General features: G+C 60.7%; 23 protein-coding genes. 7 read left to right on the top strand and 16 right to left on the bottom strand.

Annotation, left to right across the window (positions count from 1 at the left end; all coding sequences use genetic code 11):
• Positions 1–16: 16 nt before the first annotated feature.
• From ACMYUN_RS19495 to ACMYUN_RS19545, 11 genes are all read right to left on the bottom strand, one after another.
• Entirely contained in the window at positions 17–508 is a 492-nt protein-coding gene (locus ACMYUN_RS19495; RefSeq protein ID WP_129997682.1) for a DUF2878 domain-containing protein, read from the bottom strand.
• On the bottom strand, positions 501–1766 hold the full coding sequence (locus tag ACMYUN_RS19500; RefSeq protein ID WP_415761476.1) for a class I SAM-dependent methyltransferase: 1266 nt from the start codon (positions 1764–1766) through the stop codon (positions 501–503). The genes ACMYUN_RS19495 and ACMYUN_RS19500 overlap by 8 nt, the downstream gene beginning before the upstream one ends.
• Positions 1753–2568: a DUF1365 domain-containing protein gene (locus ACMYUN_RS19505; RefSeq protein ID WP_415761478.1), complete on the bottom strand. Its 816-nt coding sequence runs from the start codon at positions 2566–2568 to the stop codon at positions 1753–1755. The genes ACMYUN_RS19500 and ACMYUN_RS19505 overlap by 14 nt, the downstream gene beginning before the upstream one ends.
• Positions 2565–3812 (bottom strand): NAD(P)/FAD-dependent oxidoreductase, encoded by a 1248-nt coding sequence (locus tag ACMYUN_RS19510; protein WP_129997679.1) that lies wholly within the window; start codon positions 3810–3812, stop codon positions 2565–2567. The genes ACMYUN_RS19505 and ACMYUN_RS19510 overlap by 4 nt, the downstream gene beginning before the upstream one ends.
• On the bottom strand, positions 3809–4591 hold the full coding sequence (locus tag ACMYUN_RS19515; RefSeq protein WP_129997678.1) for an SDR family NAD(P)-dependent oxidoreductase: 783 nt from the start codon (positions 4589–4591) through the stop codon (positions 3809–3811). The genes ACMYUN_RS19510 and ACMYUN_RS19515 overlap by 4 nt, the downstream gene beginning before the upstream one ends.
• A complete protein-coding gene (locus ACMYUN_RS19520; protein WP_039761293.1) occupies positions 4588–5010 on the bottom strand; it encodes a nuclear transport factor 2 family protein in 423 nt (140 codons plus the stop codon). The genes ACMYUN_RS19515 and ACMYUN_RS19520 overlap by 4 nt, the downstream gene beginning before the upstream one ends.
• Positions 5003–6448, bottom strand: a complete 1446-nt coding sequence (phrB, locus tag ACMYUN_RS19525; protein WP_415761481.1) for a deoxyribodipyrimidine photo-lyase — start codon at positions 6446–6448, stop codon at positions 5003–5005. The genes ACMYUN_RS19520 and phrB overlap by 8 nt, the downstream gene beginning before the upstream one ends.
• Positions 6449–6464: 16 nt before the next feature.
• Positions 6465–7406, bottom strand: coding sequence for a MerR family transcriptional regulator (locus tag ACMYUN_RS19530; RefSeq protein ID WP_415761483.1), 942 nt, complete (start codon positions 7404–7406; stop codon positions 6465–6467).
• On the bottom strand, positions 7406–8368 hold the full coding sequence (locus ACMYUN_RS19535; RefSeq protein WP_415761485.1) for a YbgA family protein: 963 nt from the start codon (positions 8366–8368) through the stop codon (positions 7406–7408). The genes ACMYUN_RS19530 and ACMYUN_RS19535 overlap by 1 nt, the downstream gene beginning before the upstream one ends.
• Positions 8369–8566: 198 nt before the next feature.
• The gene (locus ACMYUN_RS19540) at positions 8567–8782 is read right to left on the bottom strand and encodes a TIGR02450 family Trp-rich protein (RefSeq protein ID WP_415761487.1); all 216 of its coding nucleotides are present in this window, start codon (positions 8780–8782) and stop codon (positions 8567–8569) included.
• Positions 8779–9765: an NAD(P)/FAD-dependent oxidoreductase gene (locus ACMYUN_RS19545; protein ID WP_129997674.1), complete on the bottom strand. Its 987-nt coding sequence runs from the start codon at positions 9763–9765 to the stop codon at positions 8779–8781. Before ACMYUN_RS19545 ends, ACMYUN_RS19540 begins: the two co-directional genes overlap by 4 nt.
• A gap of 197 nt (positions 9766–9962) precedes the next feature.
• On the opposite strand from ACMYUN_RS19545, the gene ACMYUN_RS19550 reads away from it, so the two are divergent.
• Both ACMYUN_RS19550 and hemH read left to right on the top strand, forming a co-directional pair.
• Positions 9963–10865: a TIGR01777 family oxidoreductase gene (locus tag ACMYUN_RS19550; RefSeq protein ID WP_415761489.1), complete on the top strand. Its 903-nt coding sequence runs from the start codon at positions 9963–9965 to the stop codon at positions 10863–10865.
• 13 nt (positions 10866–10878) lie between these two features.
• On the top strand, positions 10879–11904 hold the full coding sequence (hemH, locus tag ACMYUN_RS19555) for a ferrochelatase (RefSeq protein WP_123444168.1): 1026 nt from the start codon (positions 10879–10881) through the stop codon (positions 11902–11904).
• A gap of 132 nt (positions 11905–12036) precedes the next feature.
• Here hemH and ACMYUN_RS19560 read toward each other — a convergent pair whose 3' ends face one another.
• Both ACMYUN_RS19560 and upp read right to left on the bottom strand, forming a co-directional pair.
• Complete coding sequence (locus tag ACMYUN_RS19560) at positions 12037–13311, bottom strand: uracil-xanthine permease family protein (protein ID WP_016773229.1); 1275 nt, start codon at positions 13309–13311, stop codon at positions 12037–12039.
• A 2-nt stretch (positions 13312–13313) separates the two neighbouring features.
• A complete protein-coding gene (gene upp / locus ACMYUN_RS19565; RefSeq protein ID WP_024014279.1) occupies positions 13314–13952 on the bottom strand; it encodes a uracil phosphoribosyltransferase in 639 nt (212 codons plus the stop codon).
• 165 nt (positions 13953–14117) lie between these two features.
• Here upp and ACMYUN_RS19570 point away from each other — a divergent pair, with 165 nt between their 5' ends.
• The 3 genes from ACMYUN_RS19570 to ACMYUN_RS19580 all read left to right on the top strand — a co-directional run bounded on the left by ACMYUN_RS19570 (position 14118) and on the right by ACMYUN_RS19580 (position 15689).
• A complete protein-coding gene (locus ACMYUN_RS19570) occupies positions 14118–14675 on the top strand; it encodes a hypoxanthine-guanine phosphoribosyltransferase (RefSeq protein WP_016773231.1) in 558 nt (185 codons plus the stop codon).
• Between the two features lie 183 nt (positions 14676–14858).
• Entirely contained in the window at positions 14859–15338 is a 480-nt protein-coding gene (locus ACMYUN_RS19575) for a hypothetical protein (RefSeq protein WP_415761493.1), read from the top strand.
• A 63-nt stretch (positions 15339–15401) separates the two neighbouring features.
• On the top strand, positions 15402–15689 hold the full coding sequence (locus tag ACMYUN_RS19580; protein ID WP_129997669.1) for a PA4642 family protein: 288 nt from the start codon (positions 15402–15404) through the stop codon (positions 15687–15689).
• A gap of 60 nt (positions 15690–15749) precedes the next feature.
• Here ACMYUN_RS19580 and mqo read toward each other — a convergent pair whose 3' ends face one another.
• Both mqo and ACMYUN_RS19590 read right to left on the bottom strand, forming a co-directional pair.
• Entirely contained in the window at positions 15750–17258 is a 1509-nt protein-coding gene (gene mqo / locus ACMYUN_RS19585) for a malate dehydrogenase (quinone) (protein WP_039761312.1), read from the bottom strand.
• 703 nt (positions 17259–17961) lie between these two features.
• Positions 17962–18195, bottom strand: coding sequence for a hypothetical protein (locus ACMYUN_RS19590; RefSeq protein ID WP_415761495.1), 234 nt, complete (start codon positions 18193–18195; stop codon positions 17962–17964).
• Positions 18196–18400: 205 nt separating this feature from the next.
• Between ACMYUN_RS19590 and ACMYUN_RS19595 the strand changes: the two genes are divergently transcribed.
• Positions 18401–18985: a YajG family lipoprotein gene (locus ACMYUN_RS19595; RefSeq protein ID WP_039761315.1), complete on the top strand. Its 585-nt coding sequence runs from the start codon at positions 18401–18403 to the stop codon at positions 18983–18985.
• A gap of 190 nt (positions 18986–19175) precedes the next feature.
• Here ACMYUN_RS19595 and ACMYUN_RS19600 read toward each other — a convergent pair whose 3' ends face one another.
• Entirely contained in the window at positions 19176–19382 is a 207-nt protein-coding gene (locus ACMYUN_RS19600) for a hypothetical protein (protein ID WP_415761497.1), read from the bottom strand.
• Between the two features lie 193 nt (positions 19383–19575).
• On the opposite strand from ACMYUN_RS19600, the gene ACMYUN_RS19605 reads away from it, so the two are divergent.
• The gene (locus ACMYUN_RS19605) at positions 19576–19854 is read left to right on the top strand and encodes a hypothetical protein (RefSeq protein WP_101161925.1); all 279 of its coding nucleotides are present in this window, start codon (positions 19576–19578) and stop codon (positions 19852–19854) included.
• Positions 19855–19884: the final 30 nt, after the last annotated feature.

Here is a 19884-nt window from a genome sequence, read left to right on the forward strand (position 1 = left end):
AAGCGCTGACGGACGCTCACGGCACCAGACGCCGCGCCATCAAATGCAACAACGGAAACAGCCCTGCCCAGAGCAGCCCGATGACGATCAGCGTCGACACTTCGCCGTATGGAAATTGCACGCCGGCCAGTCGTCCGCCGCCGTAGTAAGACAACGCACCGCCCACCGCACCAAGTGCGCTGGCCAGCCACCATGGCCGTGCGCTCCAGGCCAGACAATGACGCAATGTGGTGGCGAGCAGCGCCCAGAGCAGCATCAGCCACAACGGAATCAACGGAGACGCATCCGCAAAGCGGAACACGCCGAGCTGACGCAAAACGCTGTCCACCGCCGTGCCGACAATCACCACGCACAAGATCAAACGGCCTTCCTCCGCCCAACTGCTGATCCAGCGCAGATGAATCACCAGCGTCGCCAGTGCAAGTAACAGCCACAAACTGTTGCCGCCGAGCACGCAGGCGAGCCAGCCGAGCTGAAACAAGAGGGCATTGGCGACACGCTCACGCATCGAAGCGCCCGAGCAGCGGCGCGGTCATTGCCGCCGGTTTCGCCAGCAACAGTTGTGCGGTGCCGATGGTGCGCTCCAAAAAACCGCCCTCGCAGTAGCACAGGTAGAACTCCCACAAACGCAGGAAATAATCGTCGTAGCCCAGTTCGCTCAGGCGGCCATGGGCGAGGCGAAAGTTCTCGTGCCACAGGCGCAATGTCTTGGCGTAATGCAGACCGAAATCTTCCATGTGCAGCAGGTTCATGTCGGTTTCGCGGCTGACCACATCGAGCATCTTGTGCACCGAGGGCAGGGCGCCGCCGGGGAAGATGTAGCGCTGGATAAAGTCGACGCTGCGCTTGGCCTGTTCATAACGTTGCTCGCGAATGGTGATCGCCTGGAGCAGCATCAGGCCGTTGCTTTTGAGCAACTGCGCGCATTGCTTGAAGTAGGTCGGCAGGAACCGATGGCCGACCGCTTCGATCATCTCGATCGACACCAGTTTGTCGTACTCGCCGCTGAGGTCGCGGTAATCCTTGAGCAGCAGGGTGATGCGGTCCTGCAAGCCCAATTGTTCGATGCGTTTGGCAGTGAACGCGAACTGCTCTTTCGACAGCGTCGTGGTGGTCACGCGGCAACCGTAATGCTGCGCCGCGTACAACGCCATGCTGCCCCAACCGGTGCCGATTTCCAGCAGGTGATCGCTGGGCTTGAGCGCGAGTTTCTGGCAGATGCGTTCGAGTTTGTTCAGTTGCGCCTGTTCCAGGGTGTCGCTCGGCGAAAGGAACTGGGCGGCGGAATACATCATGGTCGGGTCGAGAAACTGTTCGAACAATTCATTGCCGAGGTCGTAGTGCGCCGAAATATTCTTCTGCGAGCCTTTACGCGTGTTTCGATTGAGCCAGTGCAAGCCTTGCACGAACGGCCGGCCCAGACGCGCCAGGCCACCTTCCATGGCATCGAGTACATCGAGATTGCTGACGAACACGCGCACCACAGCCGTCAGGTCCGGCGAGCTCCAATAGCCGTGGATGAATGCTTCGCCGGCGCCGATCGAGCCGTTGCTGGCGACCATGCCCCACAGGGCTGGATCAAGCACGTGAACCTCACCGAGCAAGGCACTGCCCGGGGTGCCGAAAAGCATTTGTTCGCCATCCTCAACGACCATCAGTTGTCCGTGTTTGAGCTGCGCCAATTGGCGCAACACGCCGCGCCGCAGCAGCGTGCCGGTCAAACCGTTGGTGCTGAAGCGACTGAGCGGCAGGCTAGAGGATTTCATGGTGCGGCTCCTTCGGAGGCACGGTGGCGGTTTTAAAGCTGCCGTCGGCAGCCTGATGAGCGAAGATCGGCGCGCGCTTGAACAGCAGTCGCAGCGCTTGCCAATAAATCGCCAGAGCGGTTTTTGCGGTCATCCACGGGAAGCGCCGCAGGTAGCGATGCAGGCTGCGACGATCGAGCGGTTCGCGGCGCAGATTCAGCGTGGCGTCGAACAGTTTCTCGTTGCCCTGCCAATCGGCCATGTGCACGCCAAGGCTTTGCGCAGCGGGGCTGAAGCTCATGCGGTATTCGAGGTCGCGGGGCAGAAACGGCGAGACGTGAAACGCCTTGGCCACAGCGAAATGCTGATGGAAATCCACCAGGCTGGTCGGCACCTGCGCCGGCAGCACATAGTGATAACGCTCGCGCCACGGCGTGTTGGTCACTTCACAAACGATCGCCGCCAGTTGCCCGTCGGCTTCATGGCAATAGAAGAAACTCACGGGATTGAACGACAGCCCCCAACTGCGCGGCTGCGTCAGCAGGCACACCGCGCCTTGTGGCTCATGACCGATGGCTGCACCGACCTGCTGACGCACCGCGTCGATCAGGCGCATGCCCTTGCCGGTGAAGGCTTTCAGGTAATCGGTTTCGCGAAACGAGAACGGCGCGAAACGACTGCGCCCCGCCAGCGGCGACAAGGCCAGCACGGCGTCCTGTTCGCTCAGGTCGAGGTAGAGCAAACCGATGCGGTAGCGGAATTCGTGGCGGCGCGGCGAAAAACGTCGGTGGCCGATAACGCCGCTGTACAGAGCGCTGTTCACAGGGTTTCACCGAACGCGGCGGCGACGCGCAAGCCGCTGACCACGCCGTCTTCGTGAAAACCGTTGGCCCAGTAGGCGCCGCAATAATGCGTGTGCTGCTCGCCGTCGAGTTCGCCCCAACGGTTTTGCGCGGCCGCTGCGGCGAGGGTGTATTGCGGGTGGGCATAGGTATAGCGGGCCAGCACTTTATCGGGGCTGATGCCGGCAGTCTGGTTGAGGCTGACGCAGAACGTGGTGTCGCTTTCGATGCCCTGCAGGATGTTCATGTTGTAGGTGACCGCCGCGCGCGTATGGCCGGCGCCCCCGAGGCGATAATTCCAGCTGGCCCAGGCCAGTTTGCGCGTCGGCAGCAGGCGCGTGTCGGTGTGCAGCACGACATCGTTGTCGGCGTAGAGCAGGGCGCCGAGAATCGAGCGCTCGGCGTCGCTCGGGTTGGCCAGCAGGTTCAGCGCCTGATCGCTATGACAGGCGAACACCACTTTGTCGAAATGTTCGAGGCCGGCCGGGCTGTGGATAACTACGCCGTGCTCGTTGCGCTCGACGCGCTTGACTGGGCAGTTCAGGCGGATCCTGTCGCTGAACGAAGCGGTCAGCGGCGCCACATAGGCACTGGAACCGCCTTCAATGACCTGCCACTGCGGCCGATCACTGACCGACAACAGGCCATGATTTTTGAAAAAACGCAGGAAAAACTGCAGCGGGAAATTGAGCATTTCCGCCATCGGCATCGACCAGATCGCCGCGCCCATCGGCACGATGTAATGCAGGATGAAACGCTCGCCGTAGCCGCCAGCCTTGAGGTAATCATCGAGGGTGGTATCGGCGGCGATGCGCAGTTCGATCAGGTCGCGCTGCGCTTCTTTGTTGAAGCGCAGAATGTCGCGCAGCATGCCCCAGAACCCCGGCGACAACAGATTGCTGCGCTGGGCGAACAGACTGTTGAGGTTGTTGCCGTTGTACTCCACGCCAGTGTCGGGGTCGGTTACCGAAAAGCTCATTTCGGTCGGCTTGAACGCCACGCCAAGCTGGTTGAGCAAGCGGATGAAATTCGGGTAGGTCCAGTCGTTGAAGACGATGAAGCCGGTATCGATGGCGAACGATTGCCCGGCCACGCTCACCGGTACGGTGTGGGTATGGCCGCCGACCCAGTCACTCGCTTCGAACACGGTGATGTCGTGGCGGCGGTTCAGCAGGTAGGCGCAGGTGAGCCCGGCGATACCGCTGCCAATTACGGCGATTTTCATATCGGGTCCCGCTGCGGAGGGTTCTTGCGCACCATGCGTTTGCCGATCGCCAGTTGCGCGCGAGCGGGCAGCTTGGACAGCGGCCACAGCGCGGCCATGAACAGCCCCGGAAAGGCAATTTCCAGCGGCCGGTCCTTGAGTTTGGCGAAGATGTGCCGCGCCGCTTTATCCGCAGGCCAGCTCAGTGGCATCGGGAAATCGTTCCTCTCGGTCAGCGGCGTTTCGACAAAACCCGGGCTGATGATGGTGACTTCAATGCCTTCATCCGCCAGATCGATGCGCAGCGATTCGAACAGGTAACGCAGCCCGGCCTTCGATGCGCCATAGGCTTCGGCGCGAGGCAGCGGCAGGTAAGTCACCGAACTGGCCATGCCGACCAGATGCGGCGCCGTGCCTTTGCGCAGCAACGGCAGGGCGGCTTCGATGCAGTAGCTGCTGGCGAGCAGATTGGTGCGCACCACGTGCTCGATGATCGACGAATCGAACTGCCGCGCATCGACATATTCACAGGTGCCGGCGTTGAGAATCACGCTGTCCAGCGCCCCCCAGGCTTCGCTGATCTGCTCACCGATTTCGCGCACGGTCTGACTGTTGGTCAGATCGCCGGGCACCACCAGCACCTGGCCAGGATAGCGCTGGGACAAGACTTTCAGCGGCGCGGTCGAGCGCGAGCTGACCGCCAGATGCGCGCCGCTTTTCAGAATGTCCTCGCACAATGCTGCACCGATGCCACTGCTGGCGCCGGTCAACCAATACCGCCGTGGAGGTGTACGACTCATCCCATTCTCCTTTTCAGCCAGGCAATCACCCGGCCCAATATTGGCAAGTGTTCATAAAGCAGCGCCCCGGCATCGAAATAATCCCGATGGCGATAAACCTTGTCGCGCCAGAGCAGGTGCGAACAGCCACCGACCCTGATTTCCCGGCCCTTGGCCAGACGCGGATGGCGATAACTCATGACCCAGCGCAAGTAACCTTCACCGTCGCTGATCTGGTCGAAACCATGAAAATCGAAACGCAGATCGCTGACGTTGGCGTACAGCTCACTGAAGTAATCCTGCAGTTGTGCCAGGCCCTGAACTTCGTGCAGCGGATCGGTGAAATGAATGTCGTCGCTGTACAGCTCGCCCAAGCGATGCAGGTTGTCTTTGTTCAACCCGGAAAACTCGCGGGCGAAGCTGCGCAGGAAGTCACTCATCGCTGCCGCCGACAGGCTGGCGCGATGGCAGGTTCTTGAACGCGCTCAATGCACGCTCGCGTGAGGCGCTCAGATTGACGATCGGCGCCGGATAATCGGCCACGCCGAACAGCCCACCGGCGGCCGCCGGATTGTGTACTTCCTTCTTGTTGAGCCCGGCCAGTTCCGGCAACCAGTGCTTGATGAACACGCCTTCGGCATCGAATTTTTCCGACTGGCTCAACGGGTTGAAGATACGGAAGTACGGCGCCGAGTCGGTGCCGGTCGATGAGCTCCACTGCCAGCCACCGTTGTTGGCTGCCAGATCGCCGTCGATCAGGTGGCGCATGAAAAAGCGTTCGCCCTCGCGCCAGTCGATCAACAGATTTTTGGTCAGGAACATCGCCACGACCATACGCAGACGATTGTGCATCCAGCCGGTTTCCAGCAGTTGACGCATTGCCGCGTCGATGATCGGCAGTCCGGTACGTGCCTCCTGCCAGGCCTTGAGTTCTTCCGGCGCATTGCGCCAGGCCAGCGCCTCGGTTTCCGGGCGGAAGGCGCGATGGCGCGAGACGCGTGGGTAGCCAACCAGAATGTGTTTGTAGAACTCGCGCCACAGCAGCTCGTTGATCCACGTCACCGCGCCGACCTTGCCGCTTTCGAATTCGCCCTGATTGCTTTGCATCGCGGCGTGCAGGCACTGGCGTGGCGAGATCACCCCGGCGGCGAGGTAGGCCGACAACTGGCTGGTGCCGGGTTTGGCCGGGAAGTCGCGTTCGCTGCGGTAGTAGTCGATCTGCGCATCGGTGAAGGTGTCGAGCCGGCGTCGCGCCTCTTGCTCGCCGGCCGGCCATAAGGCGCGCAGGGATTCGCTCGGCGTGGCGAAGCCTTTGACCGCCTCCGGAATCGCATCGCTGGCAATATCCAGCGCGGCCTGTTTGCCCGGTGCTTTGACCAGCGCCGGCATCGAGCGATGCAGGCGTTCGTAGCAGACCTTGCGGAACTGACTGAACACCTGGAAGTAGGTGCCGGTCTTGGTCAGCACTGTGCCGGGTTTGAACAGCAACTGATCCAGATAGCTGTGGAACTCAATGCCCTCGGCTCGTAACGTTTCGGCCACGGCTTCATCGCGGCGGCTTTCGTGAACGCCGTATTCCTCGTTGACGTGCACCGCCTCGATCTTCAATTGCCGGCAGAGCTTGAGCAGTTCTGCTGGCGCCTGATCCCAATGCAGCGCGCTGCGAATCAACAGCGGGATGTTCAGCGCGCCGAGGCTTTGGCTCAGTTCGCGCAAATTGCGCAGCCAGAAATCCACTTTGCACGGCGCATCGTCGTGCTCCAGCCATTGCTGCGGACTCAACAGATACACCGCCACGGCCGGGCCGCGAGCTGCGGCGGCCGCTAGGGCAGTGTTGTCATGTTGGCGCAGGTCGCTGCGCAGCCAGATCAGTTGCATGTGATTAAACCCATCATCAAATCAATCCGCGTTCGAGCAGCGCCTGGTGTGCGGCAAGCGGATCTTCAGCCAGGAACAGATCGGCAATCTGGGCGGTGCGTGCGGACAACTCGCTGTGGTGGATGTGCACCGTGGGGCCAGCAATCAAGGTCGGGCAATTGACGTTCACCAACAGCTTGGGCAACTGCGCCAGTTGCATGGCTTTGCTTGAATACAACAGCACGCCACGGGCTTGCAGATGCTCGACGGTCAGCGCCAGTTCACCGGCCGGCAGCGGCCAGTCGAACACTTGCACCGGGCAATCGGCACTGCTGATCAGCCACGCGCACAGCCACAGATGCGGCTCCAATGGCAGGTCGGAATGATTGATCAACAGCAGCGGCGCCGAATGCAGTTGGCGGTTGTTATGGTAGATGCGTGCACCGAATTTGCTGCGCAACCAGGAAAAGAAAAACGTCCGCTCCATCTGTGCGCCGAACTGGCCCTGCCAGCGCTGTTCGAGCTCGGCCAGCAGCGGCATCAGCAATTGCTCGCACAAGGTCCGGGGCGGATAAAGGGCAATGGCCTGGTTGACGCTGTCATCCAGGGTCCGTTCATTGAGCGCGGTGACTGCCGACAGCAAGGTCTGACGCAGACGCTGCCAATCGTTCTCCACGGTTTCCGTAAAGGCCTGCGGCGCGTCGAGCAGCGGCTTGACCTGGCTGACCGCAACGCCACGGTTGAGCCAGGTGAGGATGGCCATGATCCGTTGCACATGTTCGGCGCTATACAGTCGATGGCCCTTGGGCGTGCGCTGCGGCACCACCAACCCGTAACGGCGTTCCCACGCACGCAGGGTAATGGCGTTGACGCCGGTCTGCCGCGCGACTTCGCGGATCGGCAACCAGCCTTCGTCGAGGGCTTTCTTGAAGTCGGCGCCGAGGTCTTCCTGGGCGCTGCTGTCGGTTTTATCGTTCATTAGATCGCGTTTCGCAGACTAAGGTTTTCCGGATGCGGCTGCAGGTAAACCTGCTGCGCGATGTACGGATCCGGATGGAGTCGAAAGTGGTGTTTGAGCAGCGTCAACGGCACCACCAGCGGCACAATGCCTTGGCGGTACTGGCCGATGACCTGCTGCATTTCCTGTTTGTCTTCGGCACTCAGCGATTGTTTCAAATATCCGCTGAGGTGCAGCAGCACGTTGCAATGGGTGCCGCGGGTGGCGCATTTCTTCAGCGCGGCCATCAGCTCGCTGAAGTAGCGCGGGCCGAGCTCGGCGGGATCGCTGTCAGCCATGTTGCCGAGCAATTTGCCCAGGGTTTTATATTGCAGCGGGTTGTGCGCCATCAGCAGGTATTTGTAGCGCGAATGAAAGTCGGTAAGGGCGCGGCGGCTCAGGCCCTCGGCGAGCACTTGCTGCCAGGCGCTGTAGGCCAATACACGGGTGATGAAGTTTTCCCGCAACACCGGATCATTGAGGCGCCCAGCTTCTTCCACCGGCAAGTCTGGATGTTGTGCGCAGAATGCCTGCGCATAGATGCCGCGTCCGCCACCATTCACTGGCGCGCCGTTGGCGTGATAGACCTTGACCCGCTCCAACCCGCAGGAGGGCGACTGCTGCATGAAGATGTAGCCGGATAGGTCCCGCAATTCGCCGGCCATTTTCTCGCCGTACTCGGCCAGCGGCCTGGTCACATTGATGGTCCGGTCGACGGTGCCGACTGCCTCGGGTTGCTCAGGATCGCCGATCAGGCGAATCGGCTCACGGGGAATGCCCATGCCGATCGCGACCTCCGGGCACAGCGGGACGAAGTCGAAATATTCGGCGAGGGTACGGCTGCACAGCCGCGATTCCTTGTGCCCACCGTTGTAGCGCACTTCTTCACCCAACAGGCAGGCGCTGATGGCGATCTTCGGCTTGGACAGGGAAGCAGTAGACATGAGCACCTCGAATCTATACCTGTACAGAGAGTTATCGCTGTACAACTTTTCCTCAGCATAGAACGATGGATGTACAAGTCAAATGTTTTGTATAAGATTTTTTGTAGGAGTGCGCCTGCTCGCGATGGCGGTGGGTCAGCCAAAACATTTTCTACCTGACATACCGCATCGCGAGCAGGCTCACTCCTACAGGGGAATTTATTTCCAGCCCAATAGCCAGTGTTCATTGTCCTGAAGCGTTCGCCAATCCAGTCGCTCGCTGCGCTGGGTCAGCACCGCCTGCAATTCAACCTCCAGCACCGTACCTTCCTCGTCGCGGATCAGTTCGGTGACCAGAAAATGTTTTTCGCGGTTTTGCGGGTGGGCTGCTGTCCATTTCGACAGCAGCAATTTGCGTGGATTGATGCGATTCATTGCAGGTGTTCATGCAAGCGACGTGCAGCCTCCTGACCGCTCAGCCAGGCCCCTTCGACACGACCCGAAAGGCACCAGTCGCCGCAGGCGTACAGACCCAGATCGACGTCCGCCAGTGTGGTCCATTCATGGCCAGTGGCGGGCCGGGCGTAGAGCCAGCGGTGGGCGAGGCTGAAGGTCGGCGCCGGCATGGCGCTGTGCAGCAGTTCGGCGAACGCGCCGTGCAGATGCTCGATCACCGCTTCCTTGGACAGGTCGATATGCTGCCGGCTCCAGGCGCTGGTTGCATGCAGCACCCACGTGTCGAGAGTGCTGTCGCGCCCGGGTTTGCTGCGGTTGCGCGCCAGCCAGTCGAGCGGGCTGTCCTGTACGAAGCAGCCTTCGATTGGCGTGTCCAGCGGGGTTTCGAAGGCAAGAGCGACGGCCCAGGTCGGCTCCATTTTCACCCCGGCAGCGACGCCGGCCAGTTTCGGCGCGGCGGCCAGCAACGCGGTGGCTTGCGGTGCCGGCGTGGCGATCACCACATGGCTGAAGGGGCCGTGAGTGCCGCCGTCGGCGTCTTGCAGATGCCAGTGTTCTTCGCCGCGATAGACCTCGGTGATGCGGCAGGCAAACTGCACATCCAGGCCATCGAGCAGACCACGGGTGATGGCGCTCATGCGCGGCGTGCCGACCCAGCGAGTCTGCTCGTCCGGCGACATGTTCAGTTGCCCGCCCTGGAAGGTGTACAGCTGCGGCGTCCACTCGGCGGCCCAGCCCTGACTCTGCCAGCGCTGTACCTCGGTGACGAAGCGTCGGTCGCGCGCGGTGAAGTATTGAGCGCCCATGTCCAGCGAGCCGGCGTCGCTGCGCTTGCTCGACATGCGCCCGCCGCTGCCGCGGCTTTTATCGAACAGTTGAACGGTATGCCCGGTCTCTGTCAGAGCCTGGGCGGCGGAGAGCCCGGCGATGCCGGTGCCGATGATTGCGATAGGTACAGTCATAGGGGCCTCGTTTACCTTTCTGTACAGACTACGCCGTCGATGAAACCTGTACAATTCTGTTTTTTGGTATAACTTCTAGCGTTCTCGTTCTGACAGCTTGGCCTATTGTTAAACCATAGAGCCTGCCCGATAGAAAAGATCCCTGCCTATAAAAATAGACTAGTGATCCGGGTTAAACGCCACGCGAGGAAGATGTCATGCACATATTGCTGACCGGCGGTACTGGTTTGATCGGACGTCAGCTCTGCCGGCACTGGCTGGAGCAGGGCCATCGCCTGACGGTGTGGAGTCGCCGCGCGGAAAAAGTCGCGCAGATCTGCGGCGCGCAGGTGCGCGGGATAGCCCGTCTGGAGGACCTCGGCGACGAGCCGCTGGATGCGATCGTCAATCTCGCCGGTGCGCCGATTGCCGACCGTCCCTGGACCCATCGACGCAAGGCGTTGCTGTGGAGCAGTCGCATCACCCTGACGGAAACGCTGCTGGTGTGGCTGGAAACTCGCGTGCAGAAACCGTCGCTGCTGATTTCCGGCTCGGCGATCGGTTGGTATGGCGACGGTGGCGAGCGCGAATTGACCGAAGAGTCGCCGCCCGGCATCGACGATTTCGCCAGTCAGTTGTGCATCGCCTGGGAAGAAACCGCTTTGCGTGCCGAGAACCTCGGCATTCGCGTGGTGCTGGTGCGAACCGGTCTGGTGCTGTCGGCCGAGGGCGGCTTTTTGTCGCGCCTGCTGCTGCCGTTCAAACTCGGGCTGGGCGGGCCGTTGGGCAATGGTCGGCAGTGGATGCCGTGGATTCACATCGACGATCAAATCGCCCTGATTGATTTTCTTCTGCACCGGAATCAGGCCAGCGGTCCTTATAATGCCTGCGCGCCGAAACCTGTGCGCAACCGCGAATTTGCCAAGACCCTGGGCAGTGTATTGCACCGCCCGGCGTTCATGCCGATGCCGACCCTGGCGCTGAAAGTCATGCTCGGCGAGCTGTCACTGTTATTGCTCGGCGGCCAGCGCGCGACGCCGGCACGCTTGCTGGAAGCGGGCTTCAGCTTCCGCTTTACGGATTTACGCGCGGCCCTGGATGACCTCTCCAGCCGCCTCTGAAATAGGACGTTGCATGACCGATCACGCTTTGCTTCTGGTCAACCTGGGCTCTCCGGCCTCCACCTCGGTGGCCGATGTGCGCAGCTACCTCAATCAATTTCTCATGGACCCCTACGTGATCGACCTGCCATGGCCGCTGCGGCGGTTGCTGGTGTCGCTGATCCTGATCAAGCGTCCCGAACAATCGGCACACGCCTATGCCTCGATCTGGTGGGAAGAGGGCTCGCCGCTGGTGGTGCTCAGCCGCCGCCTGCAGGAGCAGATGACCCGGACCTGGAAACACGGCCCGGTGGATCTGGCGATGCGTTATGGCGAGCCGTCGATCGAAACCTGTCTGCTGCGTCTGGTGAAGGCCGGGCACAAAAAGATCACGTTGGCGCCGCTGTATCCGCAGTTCGCCGACAGCACCACGACCACCGTGATCGAAGAAGCCCGGCGTGTGCTGCGCGAGAAGAAACTCGATGTGCAGCTGTCGATCCTGCAACCGTTCTACGATCAGCCGGAATACATCGAAGCACTGGCCGCCAGTGCGCGTCCGCACCTGCAGCAGGATTACGATCATCTGCTGCTGAGTTTTCACGGCTTGCCGGAGCGCCATCTGAGCAAACTCGACCCGACGGGCAATCACTGCCTCAAGGGCGCCGATTGCTGCCAGACCGCGTCGCCGGCGGTATTGGCGACCTGTTATCGCGCGCAGTGCTTCCGTACCGCCGCCGCCTTCGCCAAATCCATGGGCCTGCCGGACGGCAAATGGTCGGTGTCGTTTCAGTCGCGCCTGGGCCGGGCTAAATGGATCGAGCCGTACACCGAAGCGCGGCTGGATGAATTGGCCAAAAGCGGTGTGAAAAAGATTCTGGTGATGTGCCCGGCGTTCGTCGCTGACTGCATCGAGACCCTGGAAGAGATCGGCGATCGCGGCAAGGAACAGTTCCGCGAAGCGGGGGGCGAGGAGCTGGTGCTGGTGCCGTGCCTGAACGACGACCCGCAATGGGCCAAGGCGTTGGCGACCCTCTGCGAAAGAGCGCCGCTGGCCCTCTGAGCAAGCCCGCTCACACAGTGATCGTTCCCACGCTCTGCGTGGGAATGCAGCCCGTGACGCTCCGCGTCACTGGACGCGGAGCGTCCCTTGAGGCATCCCCACGCGGAGCGTGGGAACGATCATTGCGGGGGGTTAAATCAGCGGCTCATCCGCCTTCTTCTGCTTCCAGCCGTCATTGCCCGGCAGGATCAGGTTCAGCGCAATCGCTACCACCGCGCACAGCGCGATGCCTTTGAGGCCGAAGTCATCAGGGCCGGTGCCGGTGCCGACCAGCACACCGCCAATACCAAATACCAGCGTCACCGAGACGATGACCAAATTGCGCGCCTCGCCTAGGTCGATCTTGTGACGGATCAGAGTGTTCATACCCACCGCTGCAATCGAACCGAACAACAGGCACAGAATCCCGCCCATCACCGGCACCGGAATGCTCTGCAGCAGCGCGCCGAACTTGCCGATGAACGCCAGGGTGATGGCGAAGATCGCCGCCCAGGTCATGATTTTCGGGTTGTAGTTCTTGGTCAGCATTACCGCGCCGGTCACTTCGGCGTAAGTGGTGTTGGGCGGGCCGCCGAACAGGCCGGCGGCGGTAGTGGCGATGCCGTCACCGAGCAGGGTGCGATGCAGGCCCGGCTTCTTCAGGTAATCGCGACCGGTCACGCTACCCACGGCAATCACGCCGCCGATGTGTTCGATCGCCGGGGCCAGTGCCACCGGAACGATGAACAGAATCGCCTGCCAGTTGAACTCTGGCGCGGTGAAATGCGGCAGGGCGAACCAAGGCGCCGCAGCAATCTTCGCCGTGTCGACCACGCCGAAATAGAACGACATGGCAAAACCCACCAGCACGCCGGAAATAATCGGCACCAGACGGAAGATGCCCTTGCCGAATACCGCCACGATCAACGTGGTCAGCAGCGCCGGCATGGAAATCATCATTGCCGTTTGATAGTGGATCAGCTCGGTGCCGTCGCCGGCCTTGCCCATCGCCATGTTCGCGGCAATCGGCGCCATGGCCAGGCCGATGGAAATGATCACCGGACCGATCACCACCGGCGGCAGCAAACGGTCAATGAAACCGGTGCCTTTGATCTTCACGGCCAGGCCGAGGAAGGTGTAGACGAAACCGGCCGCCATCACTCCACCCATGGTCGCGGCGAGGCCGAACTGGCCCTTGGCGAGAATGATCGGCGTGATGAAGGCGAAGCTCGACGCCAGAAACACCGGCACCTGACGCCCGGTGACGATCTGGAACAGGATCGTCCCCAGACCGGCGGTAAACAGTGCCACGTTCGGGTCCAGGCCCGTGATCAGTGGCATCAGCACCAGGGCGCCGAAAGCCACGAACAGCATCTGCGCGCCGGACAGCACCGTGCGCCAGAGCGGATCGTTGAACTCTTGCTGCATGGTTACGCGTCCTTCTGCTTGGTGCCGAAGATCTTGTCACCGGCGTCGCCAAGCCCAGGAATGATGTAGCCGTGCTCGTTCAAGCGCTCATCGATGGACGCGGTATAGATGGTCACGTCCGGGTGCGCCTGTTCTACCGCAGCAATGCCTTCCGGCGCGGCGACCAGGACCATCGCGCGGATGTCGCGGCACCCGGCCTTTTTCAGCAGGTCGATGGTGGCAACCATGGAGCTGCCGGTGGCGAGCATCGGGTCGATGATCATCGCCAGGCGCTCATCGATTTCCGGTACCAGTTTTTCCAGATAGGTGTGCGCTTGCAGGGTTTCTTCGTTGCGGGCAACGCCCACAGCGGAGACCTTGGCGCCCGGGATCAGGCTGAGCACGCCTTCGAGCATGCCGATACCGGCACGCAGGATCGGCACGACGGTGATCTTCTTGCCGGCGATCTTCTCCACTGACACGGTGCCGCACCAACCGGCAATGTCGTAGGATTCGAGCGGCAGATCTTTTGTAGCTTCATAGGTCAACAGGGCGCCGACTTCCTGAGCGAGCTCGCGGAAATTCTTGGTGCTGATGTCAGCGCGGCGCATCAGGCCGAGTTTATGACGGATCAGCGGATGGCGGATCTCGAGGATGGGCATGGGAAAGGCTCCGGCGGCGGGCAAAAAAACCGGCCTAGATTAATCTATCCGAGGGTGATGTCCTATAGGACATTCTGTACGTTAGTCCATAAGAGCTTGATTCGACCTCGCGGGATGCGTACCTTTGCCCGCTTTTCCAATTCCGCCAACCCCTTGGAGAGCGCCATGTCCGCTGATCTCGAGCATATCCGTCAAATCATGCGAGAGGCTGACTGCCTGTACACCGAGTCTGAAGTCGAAGCGGCCATCGCCCGCGTCGGTGCACAAATCAACGAACAACTGGCTGACAGCAATCCGGTGGTGTTCTGCGTGATGAACGGCGGCCTGATCTTCTCCGGCAAATTGCTGACGCATCTGCAATTCCCCCTGGAAGCGTCCTACCTGCACGCGACCCGTTATCGCAACGAAACCAGCGGCGGCGACCTGTTCTGGAAAGCCAAGCCGGAAGTCTCGTTCATCGACCGCGACGTGCTGATCATCGACGACATCCTCGATGAAGGTCACACCCTGGGCGCGATCATCGACTTCTGCAAACACGCCGGCGCACGCAAGGTGCATACCGCCGTGCTGATCGACAAGGACCACGACCGCAAGGCACGTCCTGATCTGAAAGCCGATTTCGTCGGCCTGCCGTGCATTGACCGCTACATCTTCGGTTACGGCATGGACTACAAGGGTTACTGGCGCAACGCCAACGGGATTTACGCCGTTAAAGGCATGTAATCCCTAGCATCCCCCAATCCCTGTGGGAGCGGGCTTGCCCGCGATGGCGGAATGTCTGACACATTGATGTTGGATGTGCTGACGCTATCGCGGGCAAGCCACGCTCCCACAGGGATTTTTGTATGCTGATTCTATTTCGTACACCCATGCTAGAGTGCTCGGCCCCGCCTCCCGGAGCCTGTCATGCGCCTCTTGATTTGCAGTCTCGCCGCCCTGTTGCTGTCCCTCAGCCTGCCCCTGTCCGCCGCGCCGATGCACAGCCAGTTCCTGCCGCCGGACGATCTGACCCTGCGTGATGCTGAACCCGAGCAACAGCAACTGCTGCAGGTCGGTGAGTATTCGGTGGTGGTCGGTGCGCAGCGCCAGTCCAATCAACAGCCGATTCCGGTCACTTCATCCTTGTTGATCCGCCTCAAAGGCAAGTCGCTGAACAAAGGTGCGAGCATTTCTCAGGTGCTGGTGAGTTTCGACGGCGAAAGCAAAAGCCTGAAAAAACCGGCCTACGACGACAAGAGCAAAACCCTGACGCTGTTCTATCCACTGGCGCAATACCGCGTGGTGATGGATCTGCTGCGCAATGACAAGGTGTATGTGCAGTTCCTCAGTTATGCCAACGGCCATATCTGGGCCGATTTGCACACCGGGGCGATTCGTCCGCGTTGAGCCGGGCGGTCGGGCAGGGGTAAACTGCCCGTCCCGTGTCATGTCTGCGAGCTGGAGTCGGCAATGCGTAAAGATAAGAAACAAGTGATTGGTGACGAGATCGGCGATGAGCAGATCAAGCTGTTCCTCGATTTTGAGCCGGTCGACGCCACTTCGCCGTCGCTGCACAAACTGATCAAGGCTTATCGCGGTTTGCGTATCGATGACTTTGAACGCTTTCTGGGTTTCTTCGTCGAAGCCGGTTATGACGTCGATGGTAAGGATGAGCAGGGCAGGACTTTTGTTGAACTGATCAAGGATCAGCGTAACGCCGCTGAGTACATCGAATTGATCGAGAAGGCTCGCGGCTAGGATCAAAAGATCGCAGGCAAAAAAAACGCCCCGAACGGGGCGTTTTTTCATGCGGCGCGATCAAGCAAAGCTTGGCGTCTCGCTGCTTTCTTCAACCAGTTCCAGGGCGATGTTGTTCTGCGTGTTGATCTTGCGATACAGCGCAGCATCGGTTTCCAGAACCTTCTCGCGGGCCGGGAAGATTTCCGCCAGTTTGCTTGCCCACTCGCCCGACGCCTTGGCCGGGAAGCACTTCTCGATCAGCTCGAGCATGATCGAAACGGTTACCGACGCGCCTGGCGAAGCGCCTAGCAGCGCAGCAAGGGAGCCGTCTTTCGCCGCGACCAGTTCGGTACCGAACTGCAGGATTCCGCCCTTTTTCGGGTCCTTCTTGATGATCTGCACCCGTTGGCCGGCCACTTCCAGGCGCCAGTCTTCGGCTTTCGCCTGCGGGTAGAAACGGCGCAGGGATTCCAGGCGCTGTTCCATCGATTGCATCACTTCGCTGACCAGGTACTTGGTCAGGTCCATGTTGTTTTTCGCCACCGCCAGCATCGGCCCGATGTTGCCGGCGCGCACCGACATCGGCAGGTCCATGAAGGAACCGTGCTTGAGGAACTTGGTGGTGAAACCGGCGTACGGCCCGAACAGCAGGGATTTCTTGCCGTCGACGACGCGAGTGTCGAGGTGTGGCACCGACATCGGTGGCGAACCCACAGCGGCCTGGCTGTAGACCTTGGCCTGATGCTGCTTGACCACTTCCGGGTTATCGCAACGCAGCCACTGACCGCTGATCGGGAAGCCGCCGAAGCCTTTGCTTTCTTCGATGCCCGAAGCCTGCAGCAACGGCAGCGCCGCGCCACCGGCACCGAGGAAGACGAATTTGGCGTCGACTTCGCGCGTGTTGCCGTTGTTGACGTCCTTGATGCTGACGGTCCAGCCGGCGCCGTTACGCTTGAGGCCGGTCACGCGTTTGCAGTATTTGACCTGGGTGTCCGGGGCACTGCTCAGGTGCTTGAGCAACTGATTGGTCAGGGCGCCGAAGTTGACGTCGGTGCCGTTCATCACGCGGGTGGCGGCGAGGACTTCGTCGGGCGAGCGGCCCGGCATCATCAGCGGCATCCACTCGGCCATCTTGCCCTTGTCTTCGGTGTACTCCATGTCGGCAAATGCGTGGTGCCTGCTCAGGACATTGAAGCGTTCCTTGAGGAACGACACGCCGCTCTCGCCCTGAACGAAACTCAGGTGCGGCACCGGGCTGATGAAGGATTTGCTCGAGCCGAACGTGCCCTTTTTGGTCAGGTACGACCAGAACTGTTTGGACACCTCGAACTGGGTGTTGATGTGCACGGCTTTCTTGATGTCGACGCTGCCGTCGGCGGCCTGCGGCGTGTAGTTCAGCTCGCACAGGCCGGCGTGACCGGTACCGGCGTTGTTCCACGGATTGGAACTCTCGGCAGCACCGGAATCCATCAGCTCGACGACTTCCAGCTTGATCGCGGGGTCGAGCTCTTTGAGCAGTACGGCCAGGGTGGCACTCATGATGCCGGCCCCTACCAGAACTACGTCGACTGCTTCGTTATGCGCCATTTAACGCGTCTCCCAAATCTGCAGCACCAAATTGTCGGCATGGCTGCCAGGCGTTCCAGGGCAGGTCAGTGGGCCCGGGCTATCCGTGGTCAGGTTGGCCATGTCCGGATCTTCGCAATTTTTCGCAACTTCGACGGATGCGTGCGGCCTGGTTTCAAGCGTTCCATGAACGCATTTTCACGCAGGGCTGGCAATTCGACTTATGGTCGAGTCATCCGTTTTCGTGCAACCAAATCCGTAGCGGACAGGCTTCAGGCTCCGATGTTCGAGGTGTACCCGGTCCTGTGTCGTTGGGCTGTTTCAGACGCTAATGGTGCATGTTCAGACGCAAAACTATTCATTTGCTCGCCACACTCTTGTGAAGTTGTGAAAACCCGTTTTTTTCACGCTCTTTTGAAGACGTGAACCTCAAAAAGGGCTGCCTTGGCCTGGCACCTGCCCGCAAGGGCGAAACAACGCGGTGGCCGAGCGATTGACAGCTCTGCAGATTCGCGAAAAGCGGGTTTTTGCCGGAAGAACAGGCAAGCGCGCCAACTTCACTCGATCTGTGTGGGCGGCTCTCTGTGGGCGATTTTGATGTCGATGCATGCGCATTGACGCTGTTGCGGGGCCCGATCAGGAGACGTCCTTATAATCGGGGGGAGATTGTAGCGAAGAAATGCGCGCAGTTGCTCGTGTTTAATGACTTTTCTTAGGCATCCGGTCAGATGCTCAACTGCACCTGACCGCGTGCGCGCATTTGTCGCGGTACGACCCGGGCGCTGGCGGGCAGCGGCTGGTTCAACCAGGTCAGGCGGATTTCTTCGATTTCCACCCAGCCGTCGCCCATCGGTTGCCGGCTGCACTGCTTGAACGCCTGGCAATGGCCGTTGCGGTCGAGCAGGGCGAAGCTGCGATGCAGCGGGCGTGGGGCGAACAGCGAGATCAGATAACGCATGGCAGAGTTCCTTGAAAGAGGACTGCTCTGAAGCTTGTCGGCGAGCCATGACGCCAGGGTGTATGGACGGTGAAGAATGTGTGACAGGAACCGCTTTCGGCGGGGTTTGTCAGACATTTCAGTATTCACTGTGCGGCGCTGGTTACGCGCAGTGGCCCACCGCTATACTGCCGGCCTGTTTGTGCCTGATTCTGGAGAGAAGAGCATGTTGCAACGCCTGTTGTTCGGTTTGATCACTGTCGCCGGTTTGACCCTCGCCGGCTGCGCCCACAGCCCGCAACAACTGAATCCGGAGCCGAAGCTGACCACGCAACTGCCAGCGGTCGGTCGCGGGCAGCCGGTCATCGTGCGTGTGGTCGACGGTCGTCCGTCGCCAACCCTCGGCACCCGTGGCGGCCTGTACCCGGAAACCAGCGCCATCACCGTGCAGCGCGAGCAGATCCTGCCCAAGCTGCAGGCCCAGGCCGAAGCCGCCGTGCGCCTGCTCGGCTTCACCCCGACCACCAGCGCACCCAACGCGCCGCAACTGACCGTGACCCTCGCCGAGTTGAAATATCAGTCGCCGAAAGAAGGCATGTACGTGACTGAAGCCACCATCGGCGCGACCTTCCGTTCCGACGTGCAGAACGCCAACCGCCGTTACAGCGGCCGTTATGGCGCTTCGCTGGACCAGCGCTTCGGCATGGCGCCGAATCAGGAAACCAACACCAAACTGGTCAGCGATGTATTGAGTGACGCACTGACGCGTCTGTTCAAGGACCCGACTGTGGGTCAGGTGCTCGCTGAGTAAGTTTGCAGCGAATTTGAAAAAGCCCGGGATCAGCGATGAGCCCGGGCTTTTTTGTGGCCGCATGTTTTGAATACCGCAGAAACCTGTGGGAGCGAGCCTGCTCGCGAAAGCGCTGGCTCATTCGAAGCAATGTTGACTGACCCAATGCATTCGCGAGCAGGCTCGCTCCCACAGGGGGATCTGCGGTGCTTCAAGCAGCCTGGGAATAAAAATCGAGCACGCTCATGCCGGTCAACAAATCGGCCTCGGGCAAATCCGCATGCTGATGCCCGCCCAGCGCGCAATACACCAGCCAGTGCCGGTCCTGCACGTTGAAGGCGAGGCTGCCGACCAGGCTTTGCTGGTCGTCGTAAGGGGTGATGAGGTACAGGCGATCCTGGTTTTCCGCGTGCAGCATGTCGCATTCCATTCGGGTTTCGAGGCGCGCAGGGTGAAGCATCCACATGACGATGCCGTGACACAGGACAGCCATCGGTCGATTGTCAGGTTATTTGTCGCAAAGGCTGGGGCAGGGTGGGTCGGTTTGGGTAGAATCCGCGCCGCGGTCGTCGGTCTGGCGTCTGCCACACCGGTTAAGTTCGAGGTCTGTGATGTCGCTGCACTTGATGACGCTGTTTACCGCCCATCCCGCCAAATTGATCAATCTGCTGGCCTTGCTCCTGGCCTTTCCGGGCAGTTGGTTGCTGCACGCGACCCGCCGCCGTGAGCAGCGCGCGCAGGCCAGCCTGGCGGCACAGCGTCAGGCGCAGCCGAATGCCGAGCCGATCCTCGATTGGGCGACGTTGCGCATGAACCGGTTTTTCTATCGTTTTGGTTTTGCTTGCCTGGGGCTGGCCCTGCTCGTCTCCTGGATCAGCACCCGCTTTTAAAAGCAAAAGCAAACCCTGTGGTGAGAGGAT

The organism is Pseudomonas sp. CP4, from assembly GCF_047758505.1.
GTDB lineage: Bacteria > Pseudomonadota > Gammaproteobacteria > Pseudomonadales > Pseudomonadaceae > Aquipseudomonas > Aquipseudomonas fluorescens_AO.